General features: G+C 69.0%; 26 protein-coding genes. 13 read left to right on the forward strand and 13 right to left on the reverse strand.

The annotated features are described in order from the left end of the window. Positions 1 to 5: 5 nt before the first annotated feature. Genes otnI through AC07OH_RS25740 form a run of 3 tightly spaced genes read left to right on the forward strand, consistent with a single transcriptional unit; the run spans position 6 to position 2,493 of the window. A complete protein-coding gene (otnI, locus tag AC07OH_RS25730) occupies positions 6 to 824 on the forward strand; it encodes a 2-oxo-tetronate isomerase (RefSeq protein ID WP_495302603.1) in 819 nt (272 codons plus the stop codon). Continuing rightward, a complete protein-coding gene (locus tag AC07OH_RS25735) occupies positions 821 to 2,029 on the forward strand; it encodes an amidohydrolase family protein (RefSeq protein ID WP_495302604.1) in 1,209 nt (402 codons plus the stop codon). Before otnI ends, AC07OH_RS25735 begins: the two co-directional genes overlap by 4 nt. Then, a complete protein-coding gene (locus tag AC07OH_RS25740) occupies positions 2,026 to 2,493 on the forward strand; it encodes a RidA family protein (RefSeq protein WP_495302605.1) in 468 nt (155 codons plus the stop codon). Before AC07OH_RS25735 ends, AC07OH_RS25740 begins: the two co-directional genes overlap by 4 nt. Here AC07OH_RS25740 and AC07OH_RS25745 read toward each other — a convergent pair. The 8 genes from AC07OH_RS25745 to AC07OH_RS25780 all read right to left on the reverse strand — a co-directional run bounded on the left by AC07OH_RS25745 (position 2,486) and on the right by AC07OH_RS25780 (position 9,834). After that, positions 2,486 to 3,136, reverse strand: coding sequence for a TetR family transcriptional regulator C-terminal domain-containing protein (locus tag AC07OH_RS25745; RefSeq protein WP_495302606.1), 651 nt, complete (start codon positions 3,134 to 3,136; stop codon positions 2,486 to 2,488). The genes AC07OH_RS25740 and AC07OH_RS25745 overlap by 8 nt on opposite strands. Next, a complete protein-coding gene (locus tag AC07OH_RS25750; protein ID WP_495302607.1) occupies positions 3,133 to 4,095 on the reverse strand; it encodes a PDR/VanB family oxidoreductase in 963 nt (320 codons plus the stop codon). Before AC07OH_RS25750 ends, AC07OH_RS25745 begins: the two co-directional genes overlap by 4 nt. Before the next feature lie 21 nt (positions 4,096 to 4,116). After that, positions 4,117 to 4,710, reverse strand: coding sequence for an NAD(P)H-dependent oxidoreductase (locus tag AC07OH_RS25755; protein ID WP_139700783.1), 594 nt, complete (start codon positions 4,708 to 4,710; stop codon positions 4,117 to 4,119). 141 nt (positions 4,711 to 4,851) lie between these two features. Further along, positions 4,852 to 5,880: an ABC transporter substrate-binding protein gene (locus AC07OH_RS25760; protein WP_495302608.1), complete on the reverse strand. Its 1,029-nt coding sequence runs from the start codon at positions 5,878 to 5,880 to the stop codon at positions 4,852 to 4,854. Positions 5,881 to 5,939: 59 nt separating this feature from the next. Then, complete coding sequence (locus AC07OH_RS25765) at positions 5,940 to 7,319, reverse strand: FAD-binding oxidoreductase (protein ID WP_495302609.1); 1,380 nt, start codon at positions 7,317 to 7,319, stop codon at positions 5,940 to 5,942. After that, entirely contained in the window at positions 7,309 to 8,196 is an 888-nt protein-coding gene (locus AC07OH_RS25770) for an ABC transporter permease (protein WP_174250296.1), read from the reverse strand. Before AC07OH_RS25770 ends, AC07OH_RS25765 begins: the two co-directional genes overlap by 11 nt. Continuing rightward, the gene (locus AC07OH_RS25775; protein ID WP_489060692.1) at positions 8,174 to 8,998 is read right to left on the reverse strand and encodes an ABC transporter ATP-binding protein; all 825 of its coding nucleotides are present in this window, start codon (positions 8,996 to 8,998) and stop codon (positions 8,174 to 8,176) included. The genes AC07OH_RS25770 and AC07OH_RS25775 overlap by 23 nt, the downstream gene beginning before the upstream one ends. A gap of 14 nt (positions 8,999 to 9,012) precedes the next feature. Then, on the reverse strand, positions 9,013 to 9,834 hold the full coding sequence (locus AC07OH_RS25780) for a creatininase family protein (protein WP_495302610.1): 822 nt from the start codon (positions 9,832 to 9,834) through the stop codon (positions 9,013 to 9,015). Positions 9,835 to 10,090: 256 nt separating this feature from the next. Between AC07OH_RS25780 and AC07OH_RS25785 the strand changes: the two genes are divergently transcribed. The 6 genes from AC07OH_RS25785 to AC07OH_RS25810 are packed head-to-tail and all read left to right on the forward strand — an operon-like array spanning position 10,091 to position 15,273. After that, on the forward strand, positions 10,091 to 10,606 hold the full coding sequence (locus AC07OH_RS25785) for a DUF1269 domain-containing protein (RefSeq protein WP_369645616.1): 516 nt from the start codon (positions 10,091 to 10,093) through the stop codon (positions 10,604 to 10,606). Positions 10,607 to 10,663: 57 nt separating this feature from the next. Continuing rightward, positions 10,664 to 11,836 (forward strand): c-type cytochrome, encoded by a 1,173-nt coding sequence (locus AC07OH_RS25790; protein WP_495302611.1) that lies wholly within the window; start codon positions 10,664 to 10,666, stop codon positions 11,834 to 11,836. Beyond that, on the forward strand, positions 11,833 to 13,623 hold the full coding sequence (locus AC07OH_RS25795) for a cytochrome c oxidase subunit I (protein ID WP_495302612.1): 1,791 nt from the start codon (positions 11,833 to 11,835) through the stop codon (positions 13,621 to 13,623). The genes AC07OH_RS25790 and AC07OH_RS25795 overlap by 4 nt, the downstream gene beginning before the upstream one ends. Further along, positions 13,620 to 14,237 (forward strand): cytochrome c oxidase subunit 3 family protein, encoded by a 618-nt coding sequence (locus tag AC07OH_RS25800; RefSeq protein ID WP_495302613.1) that lies wholly within the window; start codon positions 13,620 to 13,622, stop codon positions 14,235 to 14,237. The genes AC07OH_RS25795 and AC07OH_RS25800 overlap by 4 nt, the downstream gene beginning before the upstream one ends. 11 nt (positions 14,238 to 14,248) lie before the next feature. After that, entirely contained in the window at positions 14,249 to 14,941 is a 693-nt protein-coding gene (locus tag AC07OH_RS25805; RefSeq protein ID WP_139700774.1) for a heme-copper oxidase subunit III family protein, read from the forward strand. An 11-nt stretch (positions 14,942 to 14,952) separates the two neighbouring features. Beyond that, positions 14,953 to 15,273, forward strand: a complete 321-nt coding sequence (locus tag AC07OH_RS25810; RefSeq protein ID WP_495302614.1) for a cytochrome C oxidase subunit IV family protein — start codon at positions 14,953 to 14,955, stop codon at positions 15,271 to 15,273. A 9-nt stretch (positions 15,274 to 15,282) separates the two neighbouring features. Here the strand turns inward: AC07OH_RS25810 and AC07OH_RS25815 are convergent, their stop codons facing one another. From AC07OH_RS25815 to AC07OH_RS25830, 4 genes are all read right to left on the reverse strand, one after another. Beyond that, a complete protein-coding gene (locus AC07OH_RS25815; protein ID WP_489060706.1) occupies positions 15,283 to 16,908 on the reverse strand; it encodes an MFS transporter in 1,626 nt (541 codons plus the stop codon). Positions 16,909 to 16,938: 30 nt separating this feature from the next. Further along, complete coding sequence (locus AC07OH_RS25820) at positions 16,939 to 17,709, reverse strand: amino acid ABC transporter permease (RefSeq protein ID WP_492682219.1); 771 nt, start codon at positions 17,707 to 17,709, stop codon at positions 16,939 to 16,941. A 93-nt stretch (positions 17,710 to 17,802) separates the two neighbouring features. Then, positions 17,803 to 18,567 (reverse strand): basic amino acid ABC transporter substrate-binding protein, encoded by a 765-nt coding sequence (locus AC07OH_RS25825; RefSeq protein ID WP_489060709.1) that lies wholly within the window; start codon positions 18,565 to 18,567, stop codon positions 17,803 to 17,805. An 80-nt stretch (positions 18,568 to 18,647) separates the two neighbouring features. Beyond that, a complete protein-coding gene (locus AC07OH_RS25830) occupies positions 18,648 to 19,370 on the reverse strand; it encodes a hypothetical protein (protein ID WP_495302615.1) in 723 nt (240 codons plus the stop codon). Between the two features lie 269 nt (positions 19,371 to 19,639). On the opposite strand from AC07OH_RS25830, the gene AC07OH_RS25835 reads away from it, so the two are divergent. The 4 genes from AC07OH_RS25835 (at position 19,640) to AC07OH_RS25850 (ending at position 21,596) form a co-directional block, all read left to right on the forward strand. Further along, positions 19,640 to 20,194 (forward strand): hypothetical protein, encoded by a 555-nt coding sequence (locus AC07OH_RS25835; protein ID WP_495302616.1) that lies wholly within the window; start codon positions 19,640 to 19,642, stop codon positions 20,192 to 20,194. 13 nt (positions 20,195 to 20,207) lie between these two features. After that, positions 20,208 to 20,750 (forward strand): GTP-binding protein, encoded by a 543-nt coding sequence (locus AC07OH_RS25840; protein ID WP_495302617.1) that lies wholly within the window; start codon positions 20,208 to 20,210, stop codon positions 20,748 to 20,750. Continuing rightward, entirely contained in the window at positions 20,747 to 21,136 is a 390-nt protein-coding gene (locus tag AC07OH_RS25845) for a roadblock/LC7 domain-containing protein (protein WP_489060715.1), read from the forward strand. Before AC07OH_RS25840 ends, AC07OH_RS25845 begins: the two co-directional genes overlap by 4 nt. Positions 21,137 to 21,236: 100 nt before the next feature. Then, positions 21,237 to 21,596, forward strand: a complete 360-nt coding sequence (locus AC07OH_RS25850) for a hypothetical protein (protein WP_369645605.1) — start codon at positions 21,237 to 21,239, stop codon at positions 21,594 to 21,596. Positions 21,597 to 21,668: 72 nt separating this feature from the next. On the opposite strand, the gene AC07OH_RS25855 is transcribed toward AC07OH_RS25850, so the two are convergent. After that, positions 21,669 to 22,145 (reverse strand): Lrp/AsnC family transcriptional regulator, encoded by a 477-nt coding sequence (locus AC07OH_RS25855; protein WP_062478228.1) that lies wholly within the window; start codon positions 22,143 to 22,145, stop codon positions 21,669 to 21,671. Between the last annotated feature and the right edge of the window lie 27 nt (positions 22,146 to 22,172).

The following is a 22,172-nucleotide window of genomic DNA, read 5'->3' on the forward strand; positions in this document are numbered from 1 at the left end:
ACCCCATGCCCCAATTCGCCGCCAACCTCTCGATGCTCTATCCGGAGCTCGCATTTCTCGACCGCTTCGACGCCGCCGCGAAAGACGGCTTCCAGGCCGTCGAGTACCTCTTTCCCTACGACTTCAGCAAGGAAGACATCGTCGCGCGCTTGAAGCACAACGGCCTGCAGCAGGTGCTGTTCAACGGCCCGCCCGGCGACTGGGCCGGCGGCGAGCGCGGCCTGGCCTGCCTGCCGGGGCGCGAGGGCGAGTTCCGCGAAGGCATTGCGAAAGCCATCGACTACGCCGTGGCGCTCGACTGCCCGCGCATCCACGTGATGGCCGGCCTCGTGCCCGAAGGCCTCGCGCGCGAGGCGGCAGAGGCCGTCTATGTCGGGAACCTGCGCTGGGCCGCGGCCGAGGCCGCGAAGGCCGGGCGCGACGTGCTGATCGAGCCGATCAACACGCGCGACATTCCGCGCTTCTTCCTCAACCGGCAGGACCACGCGCACCAGATCGTCGAGACCGTGGGCGCCGCCAACCTCAAGGTGCAGATGGACCTGTACCACTGCCAGATCGTCGAAGGCGACGTGGCGATGAAGCTGCGCCAGTACCTGCCGACCGGCCGCGTCGGCCACCTGCAGATCGCGGGCGTGCCCGAGCGCCACGAGCCCGATGTGGGCGAGCAGAACTACGACTACCTCTTCGGCGTGATCGACGAGGTGTCGGCGCAGTGCGGCTGGCAGGGCTGGGTCGGTTGCGAATACCGCCCGCGCCGCGGTATGGAACCCGGCGGCACCTCGGCCGGCCTGGGCTGGCTGCGCGACTGGCGCCAGCGCGCATGACGACCACGACGCTCGAAGCGCTGCGCATTCCAGCGCCGCTGCGGGGCTTTGCAGCGGCGGGCGATGCGCAGGTCTTCGACGTCACGATCGACGGCGACAAGGTCGCGGCCATCGCGCCCAGCGCGTCGCAAGCCCAGGCGCGCGGCACGCTGCTGAGCGCCCTCGTCGAGGCGCACGCGCACATCGACAAGAACTTCACCGTGCAGGACGTCGGCGCCGCGCAGGGCGACCTGTTCACCGCCATCGAGCGCATGGGCCGCCACCGCGCGAGCTGGACCGGCGCCTCGCTGCGCCTGCGCATGGAGCGCGCGCTGCACGAGGCCTGGCGCGCCGGCACGCGCGCGCTGCGCACGCACCTCGACTGGGTCGAGCCCGAGCCGCCGGCCGCGCTGGCCGTGTTCGAGGCGCTGCGCGAAGAATGGGCCGGCCGCATCGAACTGCAGTTCGTCGCGCTCGTGCCGCTCGACGTGTTCGCCGACCTCGCCGCCGGCGAGCGCATCGCGCGCGACGTGAAGCGCGCGGGCGGTTCGCTGGGCGCTTTCATCTACCGCAACGACGGCCTCTTCGCCAAGCTGGGCCGCGTGTTCGACCTCGCGCAGCAGCACGGGCTGGGGCTCGACTTCCACGTCGACGAAGGCCTGGACACCGACGCCAGCGGCCTGCGCAGCATCGCGCAGCTGGTGCGCGCGCGCGACTTCAAGGGCCGCGTGGTCTGCGGCCACGCCTGCTCGCTCTCGGTGCAGGACGACGCCGTGGCCGCCGAGACGCTCACGCTGTGCGCCGGCGCCGGGCTGCACCTCGTCGCGCTGCCGACCACCAACCTCTACCTGCAGGGCGCGTGGGACCGCACGCCCGTGGCGCGCGGCATCACGCGCATCCGTGAGGCGGCGGCGCACGGCCTGCGCGCGAGCCTGGCCACCGACAACGTGCAGGACGCCTTCTATCCCTACGGCAGCTACGACCTGCTCGAGACCTTCGGCCTGGGCGTGCAGATGGCGCACCTGGCACCCGCCGCCGACTGGCTCGACACCATCACCGTGAACCCCGCGAAGGCGCTGGGCCTCGCGTGGGACGGCCGCATCGCGCCGGGCTGCCCGGCCGACCTCGTAGTGCTGGCCGCCACCGACGAACACGAACTCATCGGCCCGCGCGGACGGCAACGCACCGTCTACCGCGCAGGCCGGGCACTGGAGAACACACCATGAGCATGGGCAAGCCGATGGCCAACTATGCCGCCGCCAAGCGCGTCGGCGATTTCGTCTTCATGAGCGGCGTGGTCGCCGTCGACCCGGCCACGCGCCGCGCGGTGGCGGGCTACGACGCCATCCCGGAAGAAGCCCGCGCCGCGCTGCAGGGCGTGGGCTATGCCACGGGCCAGATGTCGGTCGACATCTTCGAGGCGCCCATCGTGGCGCAGAGCTGGTTCGTGCTGGAGCGCATCCGCCAGATCGCCGCCGAGCACGGCGGCACCATGGAAGACGTGGTGAAGCTGGTGCAGTACTTCCGGCACCTGCCGCACTACGCCTTCTACAACCGCGTGCGCGGCCTGTTCTATCCGGGCGAGCCGCCGGTGAGCACGGTGGTCGAGGTGTCGCGCTTCCTGCCGGGCGACGAGGTGCTCGTCGAGGTGGAAGCCACCATGTACCTGCCGCAGCGCGCGGCTACTTGACGCCCGCGCCCTTGAGCAGGAACTCCGTCACCTGCTCGATGAGGTAGCGGCGGTCCCTGTCGTCGCCCTGCTGCGCCGTGTTGCGGTAGTAGGCGGCCTGGGTGGCGTGGTCGGCGTAGAACTGCGTCACGGCCCAGATGTGGAACAGCACCAGCATCGGGTCGGCGGTGTCCATCAGGCCCTGGTTCATCCAGTTCTGGATCACGGCGGCGGCCTGGTCGGTGCGCTGCTTGCTCGTGTCCATCATGCTGTTGATGACGGGCGCGCCGCGCATCATCTCGGCGGTGAAGATGCGCGAGCGCAGCGGGTGCTCGAACGAGAACATCATCTTGCGCTGGATCAGGTCGCCCAGCACCTTGCGCGGGCCGAAGGCCTCGTCGCTGAAGCCGAACACCACGATCCAGTCGGTCAGGATGTCCTGCAGCACCTGGCGGTACAGCGCCTCCTTGCTCTCGATGTAGTAGTGCAGCTGCGCCTTCGACAGGCCCGCCTTGTCGGCGATGGCCTGCGTCGACGCGCCGGCCAGCCCTTCGCTGGCGAACACCTCGATGGCGGCCTGGTTGATGAGGCCCAGCACCTGCGTGTACTTGCGCGAACGCCCGCGCGTGGCGGGGGCTTCGCTGTCGGTGTCCGTCACGCTCACAGCTGCAGCACCAGGTCGGGGCCCTTGGCGCGCGAGCAGCACAGCGCCACCTTGGTGCGCCGCTCGGTGCCGGTGAGGCAGAAGTCGCGGTGCTCGGCGCCCTCGCCGTCGCCCTCGACCACGCAGGTGCCGCACAGGCCCTGCTGGCACGACACGGGGATGTCGATGCCCACTTCGTGCAGCGCGTCGACCGCGGTCTGGTCGGCCGCCACCGGCACCTCGATGCCGCGCCGCGCCAGCTTCAGCGTGAAGGGCAGGCCGGTGGTGGCGGCGGCCGTGCCGGTGGGCGCGGCGAAGTACTCGGTGTGCAGCGCGTCTTCGGGCCAGTGCGCGGCGGCCTCGCGCACCGCCTGCATGAAGCCGCCGGGGCCGCACACGTACAGGTGCGTGTCGGGCGTGCGCTCGGCCAGCAGGGCGCGCAGGTCGATGCGCTGCGTCGCGTCGCCCTGGTCCAGGTGCAGCTTCAGGTGCGGCGCCAGCGCGGGCGCGTGCAGCGCCTCGGCAAAGGCCAGGTGCTCCTCGCTGCGCGCGAACACGCACAGCGTGAAGTCGGCGCCGCGCGCGGCCAGCGCCTGCGCCATGGCCAGCAGCGGCGTCATGCCGATGCCGCCGGCCAGCAGCAGGTGGCGCCGGGCTTCGGCGCGCAGCGGAAAGGTGTTGCGCGGTGCGCTGATCGCAATCAGGTCGCCCTCGCGCACGCGCTCGTGCATCGAGGCCGAGCCGCCGCGGCTGGCGTGCTCGCGCTTCACGCCGATCACGTAGCCGCCGCTGCCCGAAGGCGCGCGCGCCAGCGAGTACTGGCGCGAGAAGCCGCCGGGCATGTGCACGTCGATGTGCGCGCCGGCCTCGTAGCCGGGCAGCGCGCGGCCCCACGGATGCGTCAGCTCGAAGGCCAGGATTTCCGGCGTCTGCCGCGAGATGCGTTCGACACGGACGGTCAGCGTGCGTTCGAGGCTCATGGTGTGTGTCTCCCTGCTTGTCTACTGGATGTTGTGCAGCGTGCGCGCCACGCGCGCGATGAAATGGGTGCGGTCGCTGTCGGTGACGGCGTTCATGTCGTGCAGCTGCAGCCACGTCACCTTGCAGCGCCACGCGAACAGCGCCCGCAGCGCGCGCGTGAACAGCCGCCGCCCCGGGTCGCCGATGGCCATCACGAACCAGCGCGGCGAGCCGCCGGTGGTCACCACCGTCAGCCGACGGATGTGCCGCATGCCCGACTTGGCGAGTTGCCCCTTGCGCTCGGCGGGCAGGAAGGCCACGCCCGGCAGCCACACGCGCTCGAGCCAGCCCTTGAGCATGGACGGCGGTCCATGGAACCAGGTGGGGTAGACGAACACCAGGTGCTCGGCCCACAGCAGCGCTTCGACGTGGGGTTTCACGCGTTCGCGGATCAGTTCGGGGTTGTCGAGGTAGGCGATGCGCTCTTCGCGTGTCAGCGTCGGGTCGAAGCCCTCGGCGTACAGGTCGATGGCCTTGACGGGATGTCGCGGCGTGAGGGCCTCGAGGGCGGTGCGGTACAGCGCGTGGTTGAAGCTGTCAGGGTTCGGATGGCAATGGACGACGAGCGTTTTCATGTTCGGGCCGGTTCGCCTGTTCGGCGAGACGGGGTCAGAGCCCAAGGAGTGAAAGGCCGCGCAGTGCCTTATGGCAACCCAGGCGCCGGCATCTGACCCCGGCGCAAGCCCCGCGCGACCCACGGGAAAAAACGAAGCGAATTACTTGCCGGTGAGCTTCTTGCGAACGTCGACACCGACGCCCTTGTTGACGAACTGCGTGGTCGCGACCTTCGACAGGTCGATCTCGCCCGGCTTGTACAGGCCGGCCTTGACCATCTTGTCGTAGAAGTCCTTCACGCGTGCTTCGTCCATGGCGCCGATGCCCTTGGTGAGCGAGTCGCCGCTGTCCACGATGCCCATCTTCTTGATGAGATCGATGGAGCCCTGCAGCGCGGCCGGCGTGGCGTCGGGGTTGGTCTTGGCCATGAGCTCGTTGGCGGCCTTGTTGTCGCCGTAGAGGTAGTTGTTCCAGCCGACGATCGAGGCCTCGATGAACTTGCGCACCATCTCGGGCTTGGTCTTGATGAGGTCGGCGCGGGTCTCGATGGTGGTGGCGTAGGTCGAGAAGCCGTGGTCGGCCAACAGGTGCACCACCGGGTCGAAGCCGGCCTGGGCCTTGATCGACAGCGGCTCCGAGATGGCGTAGCCCTGCTGGATCGATTTCTTGTCTGCGAGGAACGGGCCCACGTTGAAGGTGTAGGGCTTGAGCTGCGAATCCTTGAAGCCGTGCTCCGACTTCATCCACTGCCAGAAGCTGAACTGGCCGTCCTTGCCGATGAAGGCCACGGGCGCCTTGGTCATGTCCTTGAAGGTGTCGTAGCCCTGGCCCGGGTGGGCGAACATGGCCTGCGGGTCTTTCTGGAAGATGGCCGCGACCACCACGGTGGGCACGCCGTTCTTCACGTTGTCGAAGGACTGCAGCAGGTTGCCGGTCATGAGGAAGTCGATCTTGCCGGCCGGCAGCATGGGCCGGTTGTTGACCATCGGGCCGCCCTGCATGATTTCCACGTCCAGGCCGTACTTCTTGTAGGTGCCGTCCACCAGCGCCTGGTAGAAGCCGCCGTGGCCGGCCTGCGCCTTCCAGTTGGTGGCGAACACCACTTTTTCCTGGGCGTGCGCGGCGAAGGCAGCACCTGCGAGGGCCAGGCCGAAGGCCAGCGGCCGGAGAGAGAAAGCGGGGATGCGCATGGGGACGGACTCCTGTGGAGGTTGGGGTGGGGACGGGATGCGAAGACTAAATGTTTTTCTCAGCGCTCGACGGCCATGTCGGGCGTCCAGCCGCGCGTCTTGCCGGGGTTCATCAGGCCCATCGGGTCGCTGCGCTTCTTGAACTCGATCTGCTGCGTGTCGATGGTCTTCATGCCGCCGTCCTCGATGGTGAAGACGTGCGGGTTGAAGATCTGCGCGCCGCCCTGCGACTCGATCTCGCGCATCACCTCGTACTGGTGGGCTTCGCCCTTCCAGCGCACGAGCAGGATGCCGAAGGTGCCGCACTGGCCGTTGGCGCGCGCGAAGTCCTGGTGCTGCAGCACGTCGTCGCCGAAGATCTGCATGTGGCGCTCGACCACGGCCGGGTCGAAGGGCTGGGCGTAGGCCACCTGCAGGTAGGTCCAGCTGCGGTCGGCCTTCAGCGCCTGCAGCGTCGTGTGGTTGAAGGCGCACTCGTAGGCCGGCGGCAGGCCCTCGGCCTGCAGCTCGGCTTCGGTGCCGGCCACCGACAGGGTGCCGCCGTGCGCCGCCGCGAGCGCGCGGAACTCGGCCATGGAGTCGGGCGAGACCATGGTGAACACCGCGTGCCGGTCGGGCGGAAAGCGATCGCCCATGGCCGTGTAGTAGGGCGAGAAGCGCGCCTCCACGGTCGACAGCAGGAAGATGTCCAGCGAGGGCGCCTGCGCGGCGATGCCGAAGTCGAGCGCGCCGCGGTAGGTGTCGAACAGCGCCGTGCAATGCACCCAGTCGACCGCCGGGCTCAGCGCCACTTCCACGTCGAGGATCACGCCGTTGGTGCCGTAGGCATGGTGCACCTGCTGGATCTCGTCGCCCACCAGCTCGATGACGCGCGGCTCGCGCTCCACCGTCATCACGCGCGCGCGCAGCAGGTTGCCGGGGTCGCGCAGGATGCCGTGGCGGAACGACCCGATGCCGCCGAAGCCGCCCGCGATGAAGCCACCGATGCTGGCCACGTGCCAGGTCGAGGGCCACATGCGCAGCGCCTGCCCGGTCTCGCGCGCGGCCAGGTCGATGTCGTGCATGCGCGCGCCGGCCTCGACGCGGATGCGGCCTTCGGCCAGGTCGAGCACGCGGCACATCTGCGTCACGTCGAGCACGAGCCCGCCTTCGAGCGGCACGCACTGGCCGTAGTTGCCGGTGCCGCCGGCGCGCACGGTGAGCGGCAGCTTCCACTTGGCGGCCACGGCCGCGGCCTGGCGCACGTCGTCCTCGGTGCTGACCTTGACCACGAGGTCGGCCACGCAGCCCGCGAGCTGCGCCGTGAGGATCGGGCTGTACCAGTAGAAGTCCTTCGACAGCTGCTTGCGCTGGCTGGGCGTGGCGATCACGTTCAGGCCGTGCAGCTCCTCGCGCACGGCGTCCCAGTCGACGGTGGACAGCGGGGTTCTAGCGTTCACGGCGCATCTCGCTCTCGTGCCAGTGGCCGAGCACCAGCCGCGACAGGGCGGCGAACACGATGAAGATCACGATGCCCAGCAAGGACACCAGCAGCAGCGCCGCGAACATCATCGGGATCTCGGTGCGGAAGCTCGACTCGAGGATGCGCGAGGCCAGCCCCGTTTCCTTGCCCGCCGTGCCGGCCGTGAACTCGGCCACCACCGCGCCGATGAGGCTCAGGCCGCCGGCGATCTTCAGGCCCGCCATGAAGTACGGCAGCGCGCTGGGCGCCAGCAGGTAGCGGAAGGTCTGCCAGGGCGAGGCCTTGTACAGCTGGAACAGGTCGCGCAGGTTGCTGTCGGCGCTCTTCAGCCCGATGACGGTGTTCGACAGGATGGGGAAGAAGGCCACGATCCACGCGCACAGCAAGAGCGCCGCGGTGGTGCTCGACACGTAGATCAGGATCAGCGGCGCGATCGCGATGATCGGCGTCACCTGCAGGATCACGGCGATCGGGAACAGGCCGATCTCCACCCACTTGAACAGCGCGAAGGCAATCGCCAGCAGCACACCGCCGACGATGGCGGCGCCCAGCGCCAGCAGCGTGAGCTTCACCGTGAACCACAGCGCGCCCGAGAGCGAACCCCAGTTGTCGAACAGCGTGCGCAGGATGAGCGAAGGCGCCGGCAGGATGTAGTGCGGGATGTCGTTGGCGCGCACCATCCACTCCCACACCAGCAGCAGCGCGGCGACGATGACGACCGGCACGACGATGCGCAGCGTCGCCTCGCGCCGGCGCAGCTTGTCTTCGTGCGCGCGCAGCGTCTCGGCGGACGGCGTGGCTTCGTTGGTGGTGTCGAGGGGCATCACGGTTTCAATGGTCGATGTCGAGGCCATGGAGCGCTCCGTGCAGAGATTGCGAGACAGCCGTGCAGTGCGCGTTGTAGCGGCTGGAGGTGCGGAAGGCTTCTCCGCGCGGGTAGGGCTCGTCGATGGCGATCTCGTCGATCACGCGGCCCGGGCGCGCCGCCATCACGACGATGCGGTTCGACAGGTAGACCGACTCGTACACGCTGTGCGTGACGAACACGATCGAGAAGCGGTGCTCGCGCCAGATGGCCAGGAGGTCGTTGTTGAGCTTGATGCGCGTCATCTCGTCGAGTGCGGCAAAGGGCTCGTCCATGAGCAGCAGGCGCGGGTGCGTGACCAGCGCGCGCGCGATCGACACGCGCATCTTCATGCCGCCCGAGAGCTCGCGCGGGTACACGTCGGCAAAGCGCGAGAGGCCGACCAGTTCCAGCACGTGCTGCACCACCGGCGCGGCTTCGTCGCGGCTCATGCCCGCGAGCTTGAGCGGCAGCCAGACGTTGTCGAACACCTTGGTCCAGGGCATGAGCGTGGGCTCCTGGAACACGAAGCCCAGGTCGCGGTCGCTCTTGCTGTCCTTGGCGCTGCCGGTGTTGGCGCCCGACCACTGCATGTCGCCCGAGCTGATGCGGGTGAGCCCGGCGATCAGCCGCAGCGCGGTGCTCTTGCCGCAGCCCGAGGGGCCCAGGAAGCTGACGAAGTCGTGCTCGCCGATGTCGAGCGTCATGCCCTGCAGGGCGAGCGTGCCGTTGGCAAAGCGCTTGCCGACGTTGCGCAGGCGGACCAGCGGTGTGGCCGACGCTGCGGCGGTGGATGGCGTGGGGCTTTCCATGGGACTCCTTGGCGTCAGCGCCAGGCCGGAACGTTGGCCAGGCGCGAGAGCGGGAAGCGGTCGATCTCGTGCAGCAGTTCGCCGAAGCGCCGGCCCACGTGGTCGAGCACCGCGGCGCCCTTCTCGGCGCTGGCGCGGGTGGCGTCGCCGGCGGCGCCGGCCGGGTTGATGTCGTGCATCTGCCAGCCGAGTTTGCCGCTGGGCGTGATCGAAAGGAACTTGTTTTCGGCCGCCAGCTGCTCGGTCATGGAGCCGAAGTTCTGGAATTGGTCACGGCGCACGTAATCGGGCGTGAGGTGCAGCATCACCGAGCTCTCGAGGTCGCCGGCGTGGATGCCGTGCTTGCCTTCGTGCGCGGTGAACAGGCCCTCGGGCAGGCCCAGCGTGTACCAGTTGGCGGCCACGACCATCATGTCGTGCTCTTCGCGCAGGTCGCGCGCCACGATGTCCATGACGCTCATCTGGCCGCCGTGGCTGTTGTAGAGCACCAGCTTGCGCACGCCGGCCTTGGCCACGCAGGCGCCGACGTCCTTCCACAGCGAGATCAGCGTGTTCGCCGACACCGTGAGCGTGCCCGGGTAGCGCGAGTGCTCGTTGCTCTTGCCGTAGGGCACGGTGGGCAGGAACAGCACCGGCAGGTCGTCGGGCAGGTAGGGCAGGCTGGCGCGCACCATGCCGTCGATGGTGGCGGTGTCGGTCGACATCGGCAAATGGGGGCCGTGCTGTTCGGTCGCCCCCACCGGCAGCACGGCGATCAGCCGTTCGCGGTCGAGGCGGGAGAACTCTTCACTGGTCAGGTCGGACCAGAAGCGGCTGCGCAACGGGGGCGGATTCATCGTGGCAAACCTCATGAGAACGGGTGGGGGAGTCTAAATTATCCACGTGGTCAAAAAAGGTAGACCATGCGTGGATACCCTTGTATAGCTGCTTGCAAGGGGCGTGCCAGCAAAACGATGCAGGTGGTCAAAACACCTGCGGGCGCCGTGTCGCATCGCCCGGCGCGGGCGCCCGCGGCCGACTTGAATGCGGCCCCTGTGGAGCCTATAACTCAGGCATGGTCTCTTGCTCGTCGCAAGACGGAAAGGAGGCGCCGTGAAAAGACGCATCTATTGGCTGTTGCCGGACCTGGCGAGTGCCAGGCAGGCGATGCACGATCTGCTGCGGGCGCGTGTCGACATCGCGCACCTGCATTTCGCCGCACGCGAAGGCCAGGACATGGCCGGGCTCCATGCGGCCAACGTCTGGCAGACCTCCGACCTCGTTCACGCCGCCAAGACCGGCTGGGTGCTCGGCACCGCCTGCGGTGTCGTCGTCGGGCTGCTGGCCGCGCTGCTGTTCCCGGTGTTCGGCGACGAGCCCGAATGGGCCGTGGCCGTGGGCCTGGCGCTGCTGGGCGGCGTGGTGGGCGCGTGGTCGGCCACCATGGTCGGCGTGTCGATCCCGAGCCCGCGGCTGGCGCGCTTCGAGAGCGCCATCGCGCAGGGCCAGGTCCTGCTGATGGTCGACCTGCCGCCCGCGCGCGTGCGCGAGGTCGAGGCGATGCTGGAGGCCACGCACCCCGAGGCCCGCTTCGAGGGCGAAGAGCCGCGGATTCCGGCGATCCGCTGACGCCGCCGCGCATGCGACGCCCGGACCCCACGATGGCCACCCCAGGGAGCGCAGCACATGACCATCGCCGTCGTCCTGTTGCTCATCGTGGTGGCCTCGGTGGCGTTCCACCTCGTCAACCCGTGGTGGACGACGCCGCTGGCCTCCAACTGGCAGCGCATGGACGACACGCTGACCATCACGCTGGTCATCACGGGCCTGTTCTTCGTCGTCATCAACGTGTTCCTCGCCTACACCGTGGTGCGCTTTCGCCACCGCGAAGGGCGCCGCGTGGCGCCGCATGCGCCTGAGAACAAGACGCTCGAGCGCTGGCTGATCGGCGCCACCACCGTCGGCATCATGGCGCTGCTGGCGCCCGGCCTCGTGGTGTACGCGAACTACGTGCGCACGCCGCACGACGCGCTCGTGCTCGAGGTGCTGGGCCAGCAGTGGCAGTGGCGCTTCCGCCTGCCGGGCGCGGACGGCAAGCTGGGCGCGACCGATGCGCGCTTCGTCAGCGCCGCCAATCCGTTCGGTCTCGACCCGGCCGACCCGGCCGGGCAGGACGACCTGCTGGTCCCCGGCGACGAGGTGCACCTGCCGATCGGCCAGCCGGTGCTGGTGCTGATGCGCTCCCACGACGTGCTGCACGACTTCTTCGTGCCCCCCATCCGCGCCCGCATGAACATCGTGCCGGGGCAGGTGAGCCGCTTCTGGTTCACGCCCACCGTCGCGGGCCGCTACGAGGCGCTGTGCGCGCAGCTGTGCGGCGTGGGGCATCCGAACATGCGCGGCTTCGTGGTGGTGGAGGACGCGGCGGCCTACGACGCCTGGCGCACGGCGCTGCCGACCTTCGGCGCGATGCAGCTGGCGCAGGCGGCCAAGGCGACGCAGGCTGCACAGGCACCTGCCGGCGGTGGCGGCGCCCGCGTCGACCAGGGCCGCGCGCTGGCCGACGCCAAGGGCTGCGTGGCCTGCCACACCGTCGACGGCAGCGCGCGCGTCGGGCCGACCTGGAAGGGCCTGTACGGCAAGAACGAGTCGATGGCCGACGGCAGCACGGCGCGGGTCGATGAGACCTACCTGCGCAGCTTCATCCGCGACCCGCAGGCGCGCCATGTGAAGGGCTTCCCGCCGGTGATGCCGAAGATCGACCTGAGCGACGAGGAACTGGCCGCGCTGGTGGCCTACATCCAGAGTCTGGGCAGCCCGCCGGCGCAGGCTGCCACCGAACAGAAGGCTGCGCGATGACTTCTTCTTCTGCGCTCACTCAAGACGACGAACACGACGACGGCGGCCACCCGGCGCCGCAGGGCTTCCTGCGCCGCTATGTCTGGAGCCAGGACCACAAGGTGATCGCCGTGCAGTACGCCTGCACCGCCATCGCGGTGGGCGTGGTCGGGCTGGTGCTGTCCAACCTGATGCGGCTGCAGCTGGGCTTTCCGGGCCAGTTCGAGTTCATCAACGCCGAGCGCTACTACCAGTTCGTGACCATGCACGGGATGATCATGGTGATCTACCTGCTCACGGCGCTGTTCCTGGGCGGCTTCGGCAACTACCTGATCCCGCTCATGGTGGGGGCGCGCGACATGGTGTTTCCCTACCTCAACATGCTGAGCTTCTGGGTCTACCTGCTGTCGGTGGTGGTGCTGATGGCCAGCTTCTTCGTGGCGGGCGGTCCCACGGGCGCGGGCTGGACGCTGTACCCGCCGCAGTCGATCCTGCCCGGCACGCCGGGCCACGGCGGCGGCATCGTGCTGATGCTGGTGTCGCTGCTGATCTTCATCGTGGCCACCACCATGGGTGGCCTGAACTACGCGACCACCGTGCTGCAGGCGCGCTGCCGGGGCATGACGCTGCTGCGCATGCCGCTCACGGTGTGGGGCATCTTCGTGGCCACGGTGCTGGCGCTGCTGGGCTTTCCGGCGCTGTTCGTCAGCGGCGTGATGCTGCTGCTGGACCGCACGATGGGCACCAGCTTCTTCATGCCGGCGCTGGTGTCGATGGGGCAGGTCACGGGCTACAAGGGCGGCAGCCCGCTGCTGTTCCAGCACCTGTTCTGGTTCTTCGGCCATCCCGAGGTCTACATCGTGGCGCTGCCGGCCTTCGGCATCGTGTCGGACCTGATCAGCGTGCACGCGCGCAAGCGCGTCTTCGGCTATCGCACGATGGTGTGGGCCATCGTGGCCATCGGCGGGCTCAGCGTGGTGGTGTGGGCGCACCACATGTTCGTGAGCGGCATGAACCCGTACTTCGGCTTCTTCTTCGCCACCACCACACTGGTCATCGCGGTGCCCACGGCGATCAAGGTCTACAACTGGCTGCTCACGCTGTGGCGCGGCGACATCCACCTGTCGGTGCCGATGCTGTTCGCATTGGCCTTCATGTGCACCTTCGTGATCGGCGGGCTCACGGGCCTGTTCCTGGGCAACGTGAGCGTGGACATCCCGCTGTCGGGCACCTACTTCGTGGTGGCGCACTTCCACATGGTGATGGGCGTGGCGCCGCTGCTGGTGGTGTTCGGCGGCATCTACCACTGGTTCCCCAAGATCACCGGGCGCATGCTGGACGACCGGATCGGCCGGCTGCATTTCTGGATCACCTTCCTGGGCACCTACGCGATCTATTTCCCGATGCACTACCTGGGCGTGCTGGGCATGCCACGGCGGTACTACAACTTCGACGGCTACAAGTTCATTCCGCCGTCGGCCTTCAGCCTCAACACCTTCATCACCGTGGTGGCGCTGGTGGTCGGCGCGGCGCAGCTGCTCTTCATCGTCAACCTGGGCTGGAGCGCCTGGCGCGGCCGGCCGGCCGGCGCCAACCCGTGGCGCGCCGCCTCGCTCGAATGGCAGACACCCGAAACGCCGCCCGGCCACGGCAACTGGGGGCCGCGGCTGCCCGTGGCCTACCGCTGGGCCTACGCCTACGGCGTGCCGGGCGCGGCGGAAGACTTCATCGCGCAGAACGCGCCGCCGCAGGCCAGCGACGACGAAAACGACGTGCCGGTGAGCGGCGCGCGCGGAGCCCCGGCATGAACGCGGACGCCGCCCTGCGCCTGCGCGGCCTGCCCCGCGACGTGCGGCTGCGCGACGCGCACGCGAGCGCGGCGGGCATCGGCCTGTGGGTCTTCATGGGCGTGGTCACCGCGCTGTTCTCCCTGTTCACCGTGGCCTACGTGATGCGCATGAGCAGCGGCGACGCGGTCGCGCTCGCGCTGCCGTGGCAGCTGTGGCTCAGCTCGGCGCTGCTGGCGGCGGGCAGCGTCGCGCTGGAAGCCGCCTCGCGCCGCGTGGACCCGGCGCGCATGCGCCGCCTGCTGCTGGCCGGCGGCCTGTGCGCCGTGGGTTTCCTCGGCGTGCAGCTGTGGGCCTGGGGCGCCATGGTGCACGCGCAGGTCATGCCGGCGGGCAACCCGTCGGGCAGCTTCTTCTACCTGCTGACCGCCATGCACGGGCTGCACCTGGCGGGCGGGCTGGTCGGGTGGGCGATGGCGGCGCGCGTCGCGTGGGCCGATCCCGCCCGGGCCGGATGGCGCATCGCGCTGTGCGCGCGCTACTGGCACTTCATGCTGGCCGTGTGGCTGGCACTGTTCGCACTGCTGGGGTGGGTGACGCCGGAGGTGGCGCGCGTCCTCTGCGGCACGGCGTGAGGAGGCTTCGCATGAACCCCACCACCGCAACCCTCACCGGCTCCGCCGTCGCCGCGAGCGGCTGGCGCGGGCTGGTGGCCGACTGGTCGTCCGACCGCCAGGCCTTCCAGGTCTCGTGGGGCAAGGCGATGATGTGGATCTTCCTGCTGAGCGACATCTTCATCTTCAGCTGCTTCCTCACGGGCTACATGACGGTGCGCGTCTCGACCACCGCGGCGTGGCCGAATCCGAGCGAGGTGTTCGCATTGCACGTGGGCGGGGCCGACGTGCCGCTCCTGCTGATCGCGATCATGACCTTCGTGCTCATCAGCAGCAGCGGCACGATGGCGATGGCGGTCAACTTCGCCTACCGCGGCGACCGCGTGAACGCCGCCACGTTGATGCTCGTGACCGCCACCTTCGGCGAACTCTTCGTGGGCATGCAGGCCTTCGAGTGGTCCAAGCTGATCCTCGAGGAGGGCGTGCGGCCCTGGGGCAACCCGATGGGCGCGGCGCAGTTCGGCGCGGCCTTCTTCATGATCACGGGCTTCCACGGGCTGCACGTGTCGGCTGGCGTGGTGCTGCTGTTCACCGTGGCCTTCAAGCTGATGCGCGGCGACTACGACAAGGCCGGCAACTACCAGGTGGTCGAGATCGTGGGCCTGTACTGGCACTTCGTCGACCTGGTGTGGGTCTTCATCTTCGCGCTGTTCTATCTCTGGTGAGGACGACCGCCATGAACACCACAACCACCACCGGCCAGCAGCACCCGATCGGCCTGTACCTGAAGATCTGGGGGCTCCTGTTCGTGCTCAGCGCGATGTCGTACATGGTCGACTACCTGCACGTGCAGGGCTACCTGCGCTGGGGCCTGATCATCACTTTCATGCTGCTCAAGGCCGGGCTCATCGTCGCGGTCTTCATGCACATGGCGTGGGAGCGGCTGGCGCTGGTCTACGCGATCCTGCTGCCGCCGCTGTGCCTCTTGGTACTGGTCGGGCTGATGGCGGCGGAGGCCGACCACACCTTCCTCACGCGGCTGCTGTTCTTCCGCTGACGGACGGGCTCAGCGCCGCACCACGAAGCGTGTGATGACGGGTGCCGTTTCGCCGAGGTGGAACGCCAACCGGCGTTCGCGCAGCGCCATGTCGGCGGCCGTGGCGCGGTTGAAGCGGCGCAGGTGGTCGGTCCACGACTCGTCCACGATCTGCTCCACGTAGCGCTCGGGTTGCGCGATGTCGTGCAGCAGCTCCCAGCCGATGGCGCCCTGGCCCAGGCGCGCGCGCCGGGTCTGCTGCATCACGAGGTGGAAGGCCGCGGCGCGCGACGGGTCGATCAGGTACTCGACCGTGATCACCACGCGGCCGTCTTCCTGCGGCGCCTCGGCGGGTGGGCCCGTGGCCCAGCCGGCCTGGGCGGGGCGCACGTCGTCTTCGCCGCTCACGTCGGTCACCCAGCGCATGGCCGCCAGCATCAGCAGCGTGCCGCTCACGGCGGCGATGGCCAGGCTCAGCTTCAGCGACGTGACGGTGGCCACCTGGCCCCACAGCGCCGCGCCGATCGCGCTCGCGCCCATGATCGCCATCTGGTAGGTCGACATGCCGCGCGCGCGCACCCAGTCGGGCAGCGCGAGCTGGGCCGACACCGACAGCGAGTTGGCCACCGTGATCCACGCCATGCCGCCGAAGAACATCGCCGGCACCGCGACCCAGGCGTTGGGCGCCACGGCCATCACGGCGGTGGCGGCCGACTGCAGCATGGCGCCGCGCAGCACCAGCTGGTCGCGCCCCAGCGCCTGGCGCAGCCGCGGCAGGAAGAGCACCGCGATGATCGCGCCCGTGCCCATGGCGGCCAGCAGCAGCGTGAAGGTGCCGGCACCGCCGCCCTGGAGGTTGCGTGCCAGGAGCGGCAGCAGCGCCAGCAGCGCCGTCGAGTGGAAGAAGAACAGCGACACGCGCGTGAGCACCGCCCGCATGCGCTGCGACTGGCGCACGAACTGCACGCCCACGCGCATCGCGCTGATGAGCTTCTCGCGCCCCAGCGGGTTGGGCGTGTGCTCGCGGCGCCAGCGCAGCACCACGAAGCCCGAGGCCACCGACAGCACCGCGTTGAGCGCAAACACCCAGACGCTGCCCGCGCTCGCGATCAGCATGCCGGCCGTGAGCGGGCCGACGATGCGCGAGGCGTTCATGGCGATGCCGTTCAGGCCCAGCGCCGCCGGCAGCTGTTGGCGCGGCACCAGCTCGGGCACGATGGCCGAGAACACCGGCCAGCGCAGCGCCAGCCCGATGCCGTTGGCGAAGGTGAGCGCCAGCAGGAGCGGCGCGGTCATCACGTCGAGCGCGATGGCGGCGCACAGCACCACGGCGGTGCCGGCCAGCCAGAACTGCGTGGCCACCAGCCAGCGCCGGCGATCGAGGATGTCGGCCAGCGCGCCGCTCGGAAGGCCCAGCAGGAACACCGGCAAGGTGGAGGCCGACTGCACCAGCGCCACCCAGATCGGCGAGGTGGTCAGCGAGGTCATCATCCACGCCGCCGCCACATCGTTCATCCACATGCAGATGTTGGCGATGAGCCAGGTGCTCCACAGCATGCGGAACACGGGGAGCTTCAGCGGCTCGAGCGCCGCGAGGTTCGAGGGCTGCGGCTTGGCCGGCGGGAGGGGTGTCTCTTCGGGGGATATGGGCGGCATGTCGCGCTATTGTGGCGCGAGGCGGCGCGCCTAACCTCTGTCGCTGCGGGCGAGACGGTGTTCCAGGCGACGCAGCAGCGTGGTCAGCACCAGCGTCATCACCCAGTACACCACCGAGATCGCCAGGTACGGCTCCCAGTAGCGCGCATACGCGCCGGCCACGGTGCGCGCGGCGTAGGCCAGCTCGGCCAGGCCGATGGCCGACACCAGCGAGGTGTCCTTGAGCAGCGCGATCGCGTTGTTGCCCAGCGGCGGCAGCATGCGGCGAAAGGCCTGCGGCAGCACCACGTAGCGCATCACCTGCGCGGGGCTCAGGCCCAGCGAGCGGCCGGCGTCGAACTGCCCGCGCGAGATCGACTGGATGCCGGCGCGGAACACTTCGGAGATGTAGGCCGCCGAGTTCAGCGTGAGCGCGACCACGCCGGAGATGAGGGCGCCGTGCTCCTGCTTGAGCGTGCGCGCCAGCTCGCCGTCGATCAGGATGCCCGAGGTCGGGTGGATGAACACCGGCATCACCGCGAAGTGGATGAGCAGGATCTGCACGAACAGCGGCGTGCCCCGGAAGAAGCTCACGTACACCGTGGCCGGCCAGCGCAGCAGCACACGCGTGACCCAGGTCCACGGCGCGTGGCGCGCCTGCGCCAGCCGTGCGAGCGCCAGGCACAGGCCCCAGCTCGACCCGAGCAGCACGCAGACCACGGTCATGCGCAGCGTCATCCAGGCGCCCTGCCAGAACAGGTCCTTGTATTCCACGAGGATGTCCCAGCGGAACCATCCGAAAAGCAGCACTGGTTGTTCCATGCTTGCGTCCTCAACTCTCTGTCTATCTGTCGGTCAGCGAAAAAACGAAACGGCCGCGTGAGGGCGGCCGTGTTCAGGAAAATGCCGTGCGGCTCAGCGCACGTTGGGGTCCTTGTTGAACCACTTCTTGTAGATCGTCACGTAGCTGCCGTCGGCGCGGATGGCCGCCAGGCCGGCGCTGAGCTTGTCCAGCAGCGCCTTGTCGCCCTTCTTCACGACGATGCCGAAGCCTTCTTCGGGGAAGGACTTGTCGTCCAGCGTCTTCAGCTCGGGGTGCTGCGACACGCGGTAGGCGATCACGCCGTTGTCGCCCATGGCGGCATCGACACCACCGCCGGCCAGCTCGGAAATGATGAGCGGCGTGCTCTCGAAGCGGCGGATGTTGGGGCTGGTCTTGCCGAACTCGCGCGAGGCGATGTCGTCGGCGGTGGAGGCGCTGACCACGGCGATCTTCTTGCCCGTGAGGTCCTTCAGCGAGGCCACGGTGCTGTTCTTCGGCAACGCGATGAGCTGGCGCGCCGCGAAGTACGGCGGCGTGAAGTCGTAGCTCTGCTTGCGCTTCTCGTTGATGGTGACGCCCGAGATCACCAGGTCGACGTCGCCGTTGTTCAGCGCGCCGAAGATGCCGGTGAAAGGCGTGTTGACGATCTTGATCTTCAGGCCCTGCTGCTTGGCGATGGCATTGATGATGTCGATGTCGAAGCCGACGATCTGCTTGTCCTTGTTCTCGAAGGCAAAGGGCGCGTAGGTGGCGCTGGAGGCCACGGTGAGTTCGCGGTTCTGGGCTTGGGCCTGGGCACCGAAGGCGAGCGTGGCGGCAGCGAGGCCGAGGGCCAGGGCACGGCGTAGAGAGTTCATTCGGGGTCCTTGTGTCTTTGCCGCCCGGCGGGAAGCGGTGGGCGAGCATTTTAGGCGGTCGCTATCGGGACCCCTGCCGCCTACCGGGCGAACAGGAGGTAGAGCGCGACGGCCACCACGGCCACGACCGCGATCACCTTGCCGGCGCGGGGCGAGGCGGACGCCCCTGTGGAGTGCCACGTCACGCTGCGGGTGCGCACGGTCTTCGTGCGCCCGCCGCTGTTGCGGTCCGTGCGGGTGATCGCATCGGCCACGACCTGCCGGCCCTCCGGCGAGACCGCGGACATCGGCGTGGCAAGCATCTGCAGCTGCGCGGGCGTCAGCACGCCGGTGCGCACGGCCCAGGCCAGTGTGGCGGCCGGCGAAGCGGGCGCGGCCCATTCGGGTTCCTGTGCGGGCAGCAGGCTGAGGGCCTGTGCGTGCTGCGCAGGATCGATCAACTGCAGCGCCTGCAGCTGATCGAGGGCGCTCTCGGTCACGCCGTCTTCCAGGCGGTTCGCCATGAGGCTGATCTCGAGCAGCACCCAGGCCGGCGCCTGGCCGCTGACCATGGCCACCGCATTCGCCACGGTGCGGTGCGCCTCGTCTTGCGCGCCGGGGGCGGCGCGGTCGCGCAGGCCGGGCAGCGCCTCCGGCGCGACGATGCCCTTGGCGGCCGCCCAGCCTAGCGCTTCGCTCGGGGTGCGCAGCGGCGCGTTCGGCAGGTCGGGGTGCGCGAGCGCCTGTGCGTGTTCGGCGTCGGTCAGCAGGCGCAGGGTGTGCAGGTGCGACAGGGCCCGTGGGCCAGCTTCTTCGGGATTCATGGGGCCCAGTGTCCCAGAGGTCTTGCGAAGGGCCGCGACGCCGGCCCGGCGCTCCCATCGTGTGCGTTACTTCTCGGTGCACGTCCAAATTTGGGCATCGACTCGATACACAACGCATCAATTAGTTAACACATATAACAATGAGGAACTATTAAAAGCAATTGCTCAGGGAAGAAGGTATGCCATTGGTTTTGGGCGTCATGGGGCTCCCTCAGGTCGAGGTCGAGCTCCTGAGGATCATCGTTCGCCTCAGCTCCAATCTCCGGTCGTTGTGGACCGTCAGTGAGTCGCAGCCCTGCGACCTGTTGCTGGTGGACGGCGATGCGCCGGCCGCCGAGCGGCAGACGCCGGCCGCACGCTTCGTGGTGCCGATGGTGGCGCGCGGCGAGGCCGTGGCTGCCGCGCCTGCGCGCCGCACGCTGGCGCGTCCCATCTACGCGGAAGAGCTGGTCGCGCTGCTCAACCAGGTCGCGCCGAGCGGGGCCTCGGGCGACGCGGCACGCGCCATGGTGCGCTCGATCCGCGCGCGCGCTTCGCTGATCCGCTGGCCCTCGCAGGTGACCCTGCAGCGCCATCCGATCTACGTGCGGCTGGCCGCCGCCTTGTCGAAGAGCGCGCAATCGGCCGAAAGCCTCAGCGTGCTGGGTCGCATCGACGTGCAGGAGTGCAGCACCTTCCTCGGCCTGCTGGAAGAAGAAGGCGCGCTGACCTGGTCGGAGGAAGCCCGCGGGCCGCGTCCCTCGGGGGCCAGCGCCGGCGGCGAGGCCGCGCAGCACAAGCGCGGCCTGCTCTCGCGCATCCGCCGACGCCTCGGGCTGGCCTGAACAGGGCACCGGCATGAGGGACTTCAAGCTCGTCTTCACGGGCCCGATGGGCGTGGGCAAGACCACGGCCATCGCGGCCATCAGCGAGACCACGCCGATCGCCACCGAGGTCGTCAACGCCGACACCTCGGTCGCCAAGGCCACCACCACGGTGGGGCTCGACTTCGGCCAGGTGACGCTGGACAACGGCGACCGGCTGCGCCTGTACGGCACGCCGGGCCAGAGCCGCTTCGACTTCATGTGGAAGATCCTGGTGCGCGACGCGCTGGGCCTGGCGATCCTGCTGGACAACAGCCGCCCCGACCCGATGGCCGACCTGGCCCAGTACCTGGACGGCTTCGCCGGCGCGCTCGAGCGCATGCCCTGCGCCGTGGGCGTGAGCCGCCTGCCGTCGCACCCCACCCCCACGCTCGACGACTACGCGCAGGCCCTGGCGGCGCGCGGGCTGGTGCTGCCGCTGCTGGCGGTCGATCCGCGCCGCAAGGACGACGTCGTCGCGCTGATCGAGACGCTGCTGATGCAGATCGAAGTGCTCGACGAGGAGGCCGCGCCATGAAGATCCCCCACGCCCTGAAGCTGCGCGCCGCGGTCGAGGCCCGCCGCGTGCTCGACGAGGTGAGCGGCGTCGCCTCGGTGGTGGTGGCCACGCCCGACGGTTTCGAGATCGCCAGCGTCGCCCGGCGCGACGTCGAGCCCGCGCGCATCGCCGCCATGGCCAGCTCGATCGCCGCCATCGGCGCCGTGGTGTCGCAGGAGGCCGGCCTGGGCCGCTGCACCTGCATCACGGTCGCGACCGACAACGGCTTTGCGCTCGTCAGCCCGGTGCACAGCGGCGAGACCTCGCTGGTGGTGAACGTCATCGCCGACGCCGATGCGGTGCTCGCGCAGGCGATGTATCGCACGGCGGCCTGCGTGCGGGCGCTCGAGGCGCCGCAGCCCTAGGCCTCCTCCCACACGAATTCACGGGCGGAGACGGATTGGCATGCGACGTCTCCACCCTCTTTTTTCATTCGCATGAATTTCACTCACAGGACTTACTGACATGGCCTCGATCCAGACCAGCCTCGACTCCCTCCTGACCGCCGACGGCGCCCTGTGCGCTGCCGTGGTCGATTCCGCCAGCGGCATGATGCTGGGCGCCGCCGGCACCGGCGTGGACCTCGAAGTGGCCGCCGCCGGCAACACCGAAGTGATGCGCGCCAAGCTCAAGACGATGCGCGCGCTGGGCCTGAGCGACACCATCGAAGACATCCTCATCACGCTGGGCAAGCAGTACCACCTGCTGCGCCCGATGGCGCAGAAGGAAGGCGTGTTCATCTACTTCGTGCTCGACAAGGCGAAGTCGAACCTGGCGCTGGCCCGCCGCAAGCTGCAGGACGTCGAGAAGGACATCACCTTCTAATTGATCCGCCAAGGCGCATCGCCATCGGGCCGGCTCCTTCGCGGGAGGCGGCCCTTTTCTTTTTTGGGGCGGCTACTTCGCCAGGTGCCCCAGCGGCAGCGCGCTGTTGGCCTTCACCTCGCCCAGCGAGAAGCTGGTGTGCAGGTCTTTCACGTTTGGCAGGTTCATGAGGTTCTGCCGCGCGAAGGCCGAGAAACCGTTCAGGTCCTGCGCCACCACCTGCAGCTCGAAGGTGCCGGTGCCGCTGATGTAGTGGCAGGCCACCACCTCGGGCATCTTGCGGATCGCGTCCTCCAGTTTGCGCGTGGCCTCGTGGGTGACGCGTTCGGTGTCCACGCGCACGAAAGCGAGCACGCCCAGTCCGATCTTGTGGCGGTCGATCTCGGCGCGGTAGCCCTTGATGAAGCCGGCGTCTTCCAGCGCGCGCACGCGGCGCCAGCAGGGCGCCGCCGACAGGCCCACGCGCTGCGCCAGCTCGGCGTTCGTGAGGCGGCCATCGGTCTGCAGTTCTTGCAGGATAGCGAGGTCGAACTTGTCAATGCTTTCCATAGGGGTGGATGTTAAGCAAGATTCTTT

It is taken from the genome of Variovorax sp. GW821-FHT10C12 (assembly GCF_059415405.1).

Excerpts from the sequence above, each read along its gene's own strand:
- AC07OH_RS25845 (WP_489060715.1), top strand. The coding sequence starts at position 20,747 with ATGAAGATCCCCCACGCCCTGAAGCTGCGCGCCGCGGTCGAGGCCCGC.
- AC07OH_RS25855 (WP_062478228.1), bottom strand. The coding sequence starts at position 22,145 with ATGGAAAGCATTGACAAGTTCGACCTCGCTATCCTGCAAGAACTGCAG.
- AC07OH_RS25775 (WP_489060692.1), bottom strand. The coding sequence starts at position 8,998 with ATGGAAAGCCCCACGCCATCCACCGCCGCAGCGTCGGCCACACCGCTG.
- AC07OH_RS25825 (WP_489060709.1), bottom strand. The coding sequence starts at position 18,567 with ATGAACTCTCTACGCCGTGCCCTGGCCCTCGGCCTCGCTGCCGCCACG.
- AC07OH_RS25770 (WP_174250296.1), bottom strand. The coding sequence starts at position 8,196 with ATGGCCTCGACATCGACCATTGAAACCGTGATGCCCCTCGACACCACC.
- AC07OH_RS25805 (WP_139700774.1), top strand. The coding sequence starts at position 14,249 with ATGAACCCCACCACCGCAACCCTCACCGGCTCCGCCGTCGCCGCGAGC.
- AC07OH_RS25830 (WP_495302615.1), bottom strand. The coding sequence starts at position 19,370 with ATGAATCCCGAAGAAGCTGGCCCACGGGCCCTGTCGCACCTGCACACC.
- AC07OH_RS25815 (WP_489060706.1), bottom strand. The coding sequence starts at position 16,908 with ATGCCGCCCATATCCCCCGAAGAGACACCCCTCCCGCCGGCCAAGCCG.
- AC07OH_RS25735 (WP_495302604.1), top strand. The coding sequence starts at position 821 with ATGACGACCACGACGCTCGAAGCGCTGCGCATTCCAGCGCCGCTGCGG.
- AC07OH_RS25780 (WP_495302610.1), bottom strand. The coding sequence starts at position 9,834 with ATGAATCCGCCCCCGTTGCGCAGCCGCTTCTGGTCCGACCTGACCAGT.
- AC07OH_RS25810 (WP_495302614.1), top strand. The coding sequence starts at position 14,953 with ATGAACACCACAACCACCACCGGCCAGCAGCACCCGATCGGCCTGTAC.
- otnI (WP_495302603.1), top strand. The coding sequence starts at position 6 with ATGCCCCAATTCGCCGCCAACCTCTCGATGCTCTATCCGGAGCTCGCA.
- AC07OH_RS25850 (WP_369645605.1), top strand. The coding sequence starts at position 21,237 with ATGGCCTCGATCCAGACCAGCCTCGACTCCCTCCTGACCGCCGACGGC.
- AC07OH_RS25800 (WP_495302613.1), top strand. The coding sequence starts at position 13,620 with ATGAACGCGGACGCCGCCCTGCGCCTGCGCGGCCTGCCCCGCGACGTG.
- AC07OH_RS25740 (WP_495302605.1), top strand. The coding sequence starts at position 2,026 with ATGAGCATGGGCAAGCCGATGGCCAACTATGCCGCCGCCAAGCGCGTC.
- AC07OH_RS25790 (WP_495302611.1), top strand. The coding sequence starts at position 10,664 with ATGACCATCGCCGTCGTCCTGTTGCTCATCGTGGTGGCCTCGGTGGCG.
- AC07OH_RS25820 (WP_492682219.1), bottom strand. The coding sequence starts at position 17,709 with ATGGAACAACCAGTGCTGCTTTTCGGATGGTTCCGCTGGGACATCCTC.
- AC07OH_RS25795 (WP_495302612.1), top strand. The coding sequence starts at position 11,833 with ATGACTTCTTCTTCTGCGCTCACTCAAGACGACGAACACGACGACGGC.
- AC07OH_RS25750 (WP_495302607.1), bottom strand. The coding sequence starts at position 4,095 with ATGAGCCTCGAACGCACGCTGACCGTCCGTGTCGAACGCATCTCGCGG.
- AC07OH_RS25760 (WP_495302608.1), bottom strand. The coding sequence starts at position 5,880 with ATGCGCATCCCCGCTTTCTCTCTCCGGCCGCTGGCCTTCGGCCTGGCC.
- AC07OH_RS25755 (WP_139700783.1), bottom strand. The coding sequence starts at position 4,710 with ATGAAAACGCTCGTCGTCCATTGCCATCCGAACCCTGACAGCTTCAAC.
- AC07OH_RS25840 (WP_495302617.1), top strand. The coding sequence starts at position 20,208 with ATGAGGGACTTCAAGCTCGTCTTCACGGGCCCGATGGGCGTGGGCAAG.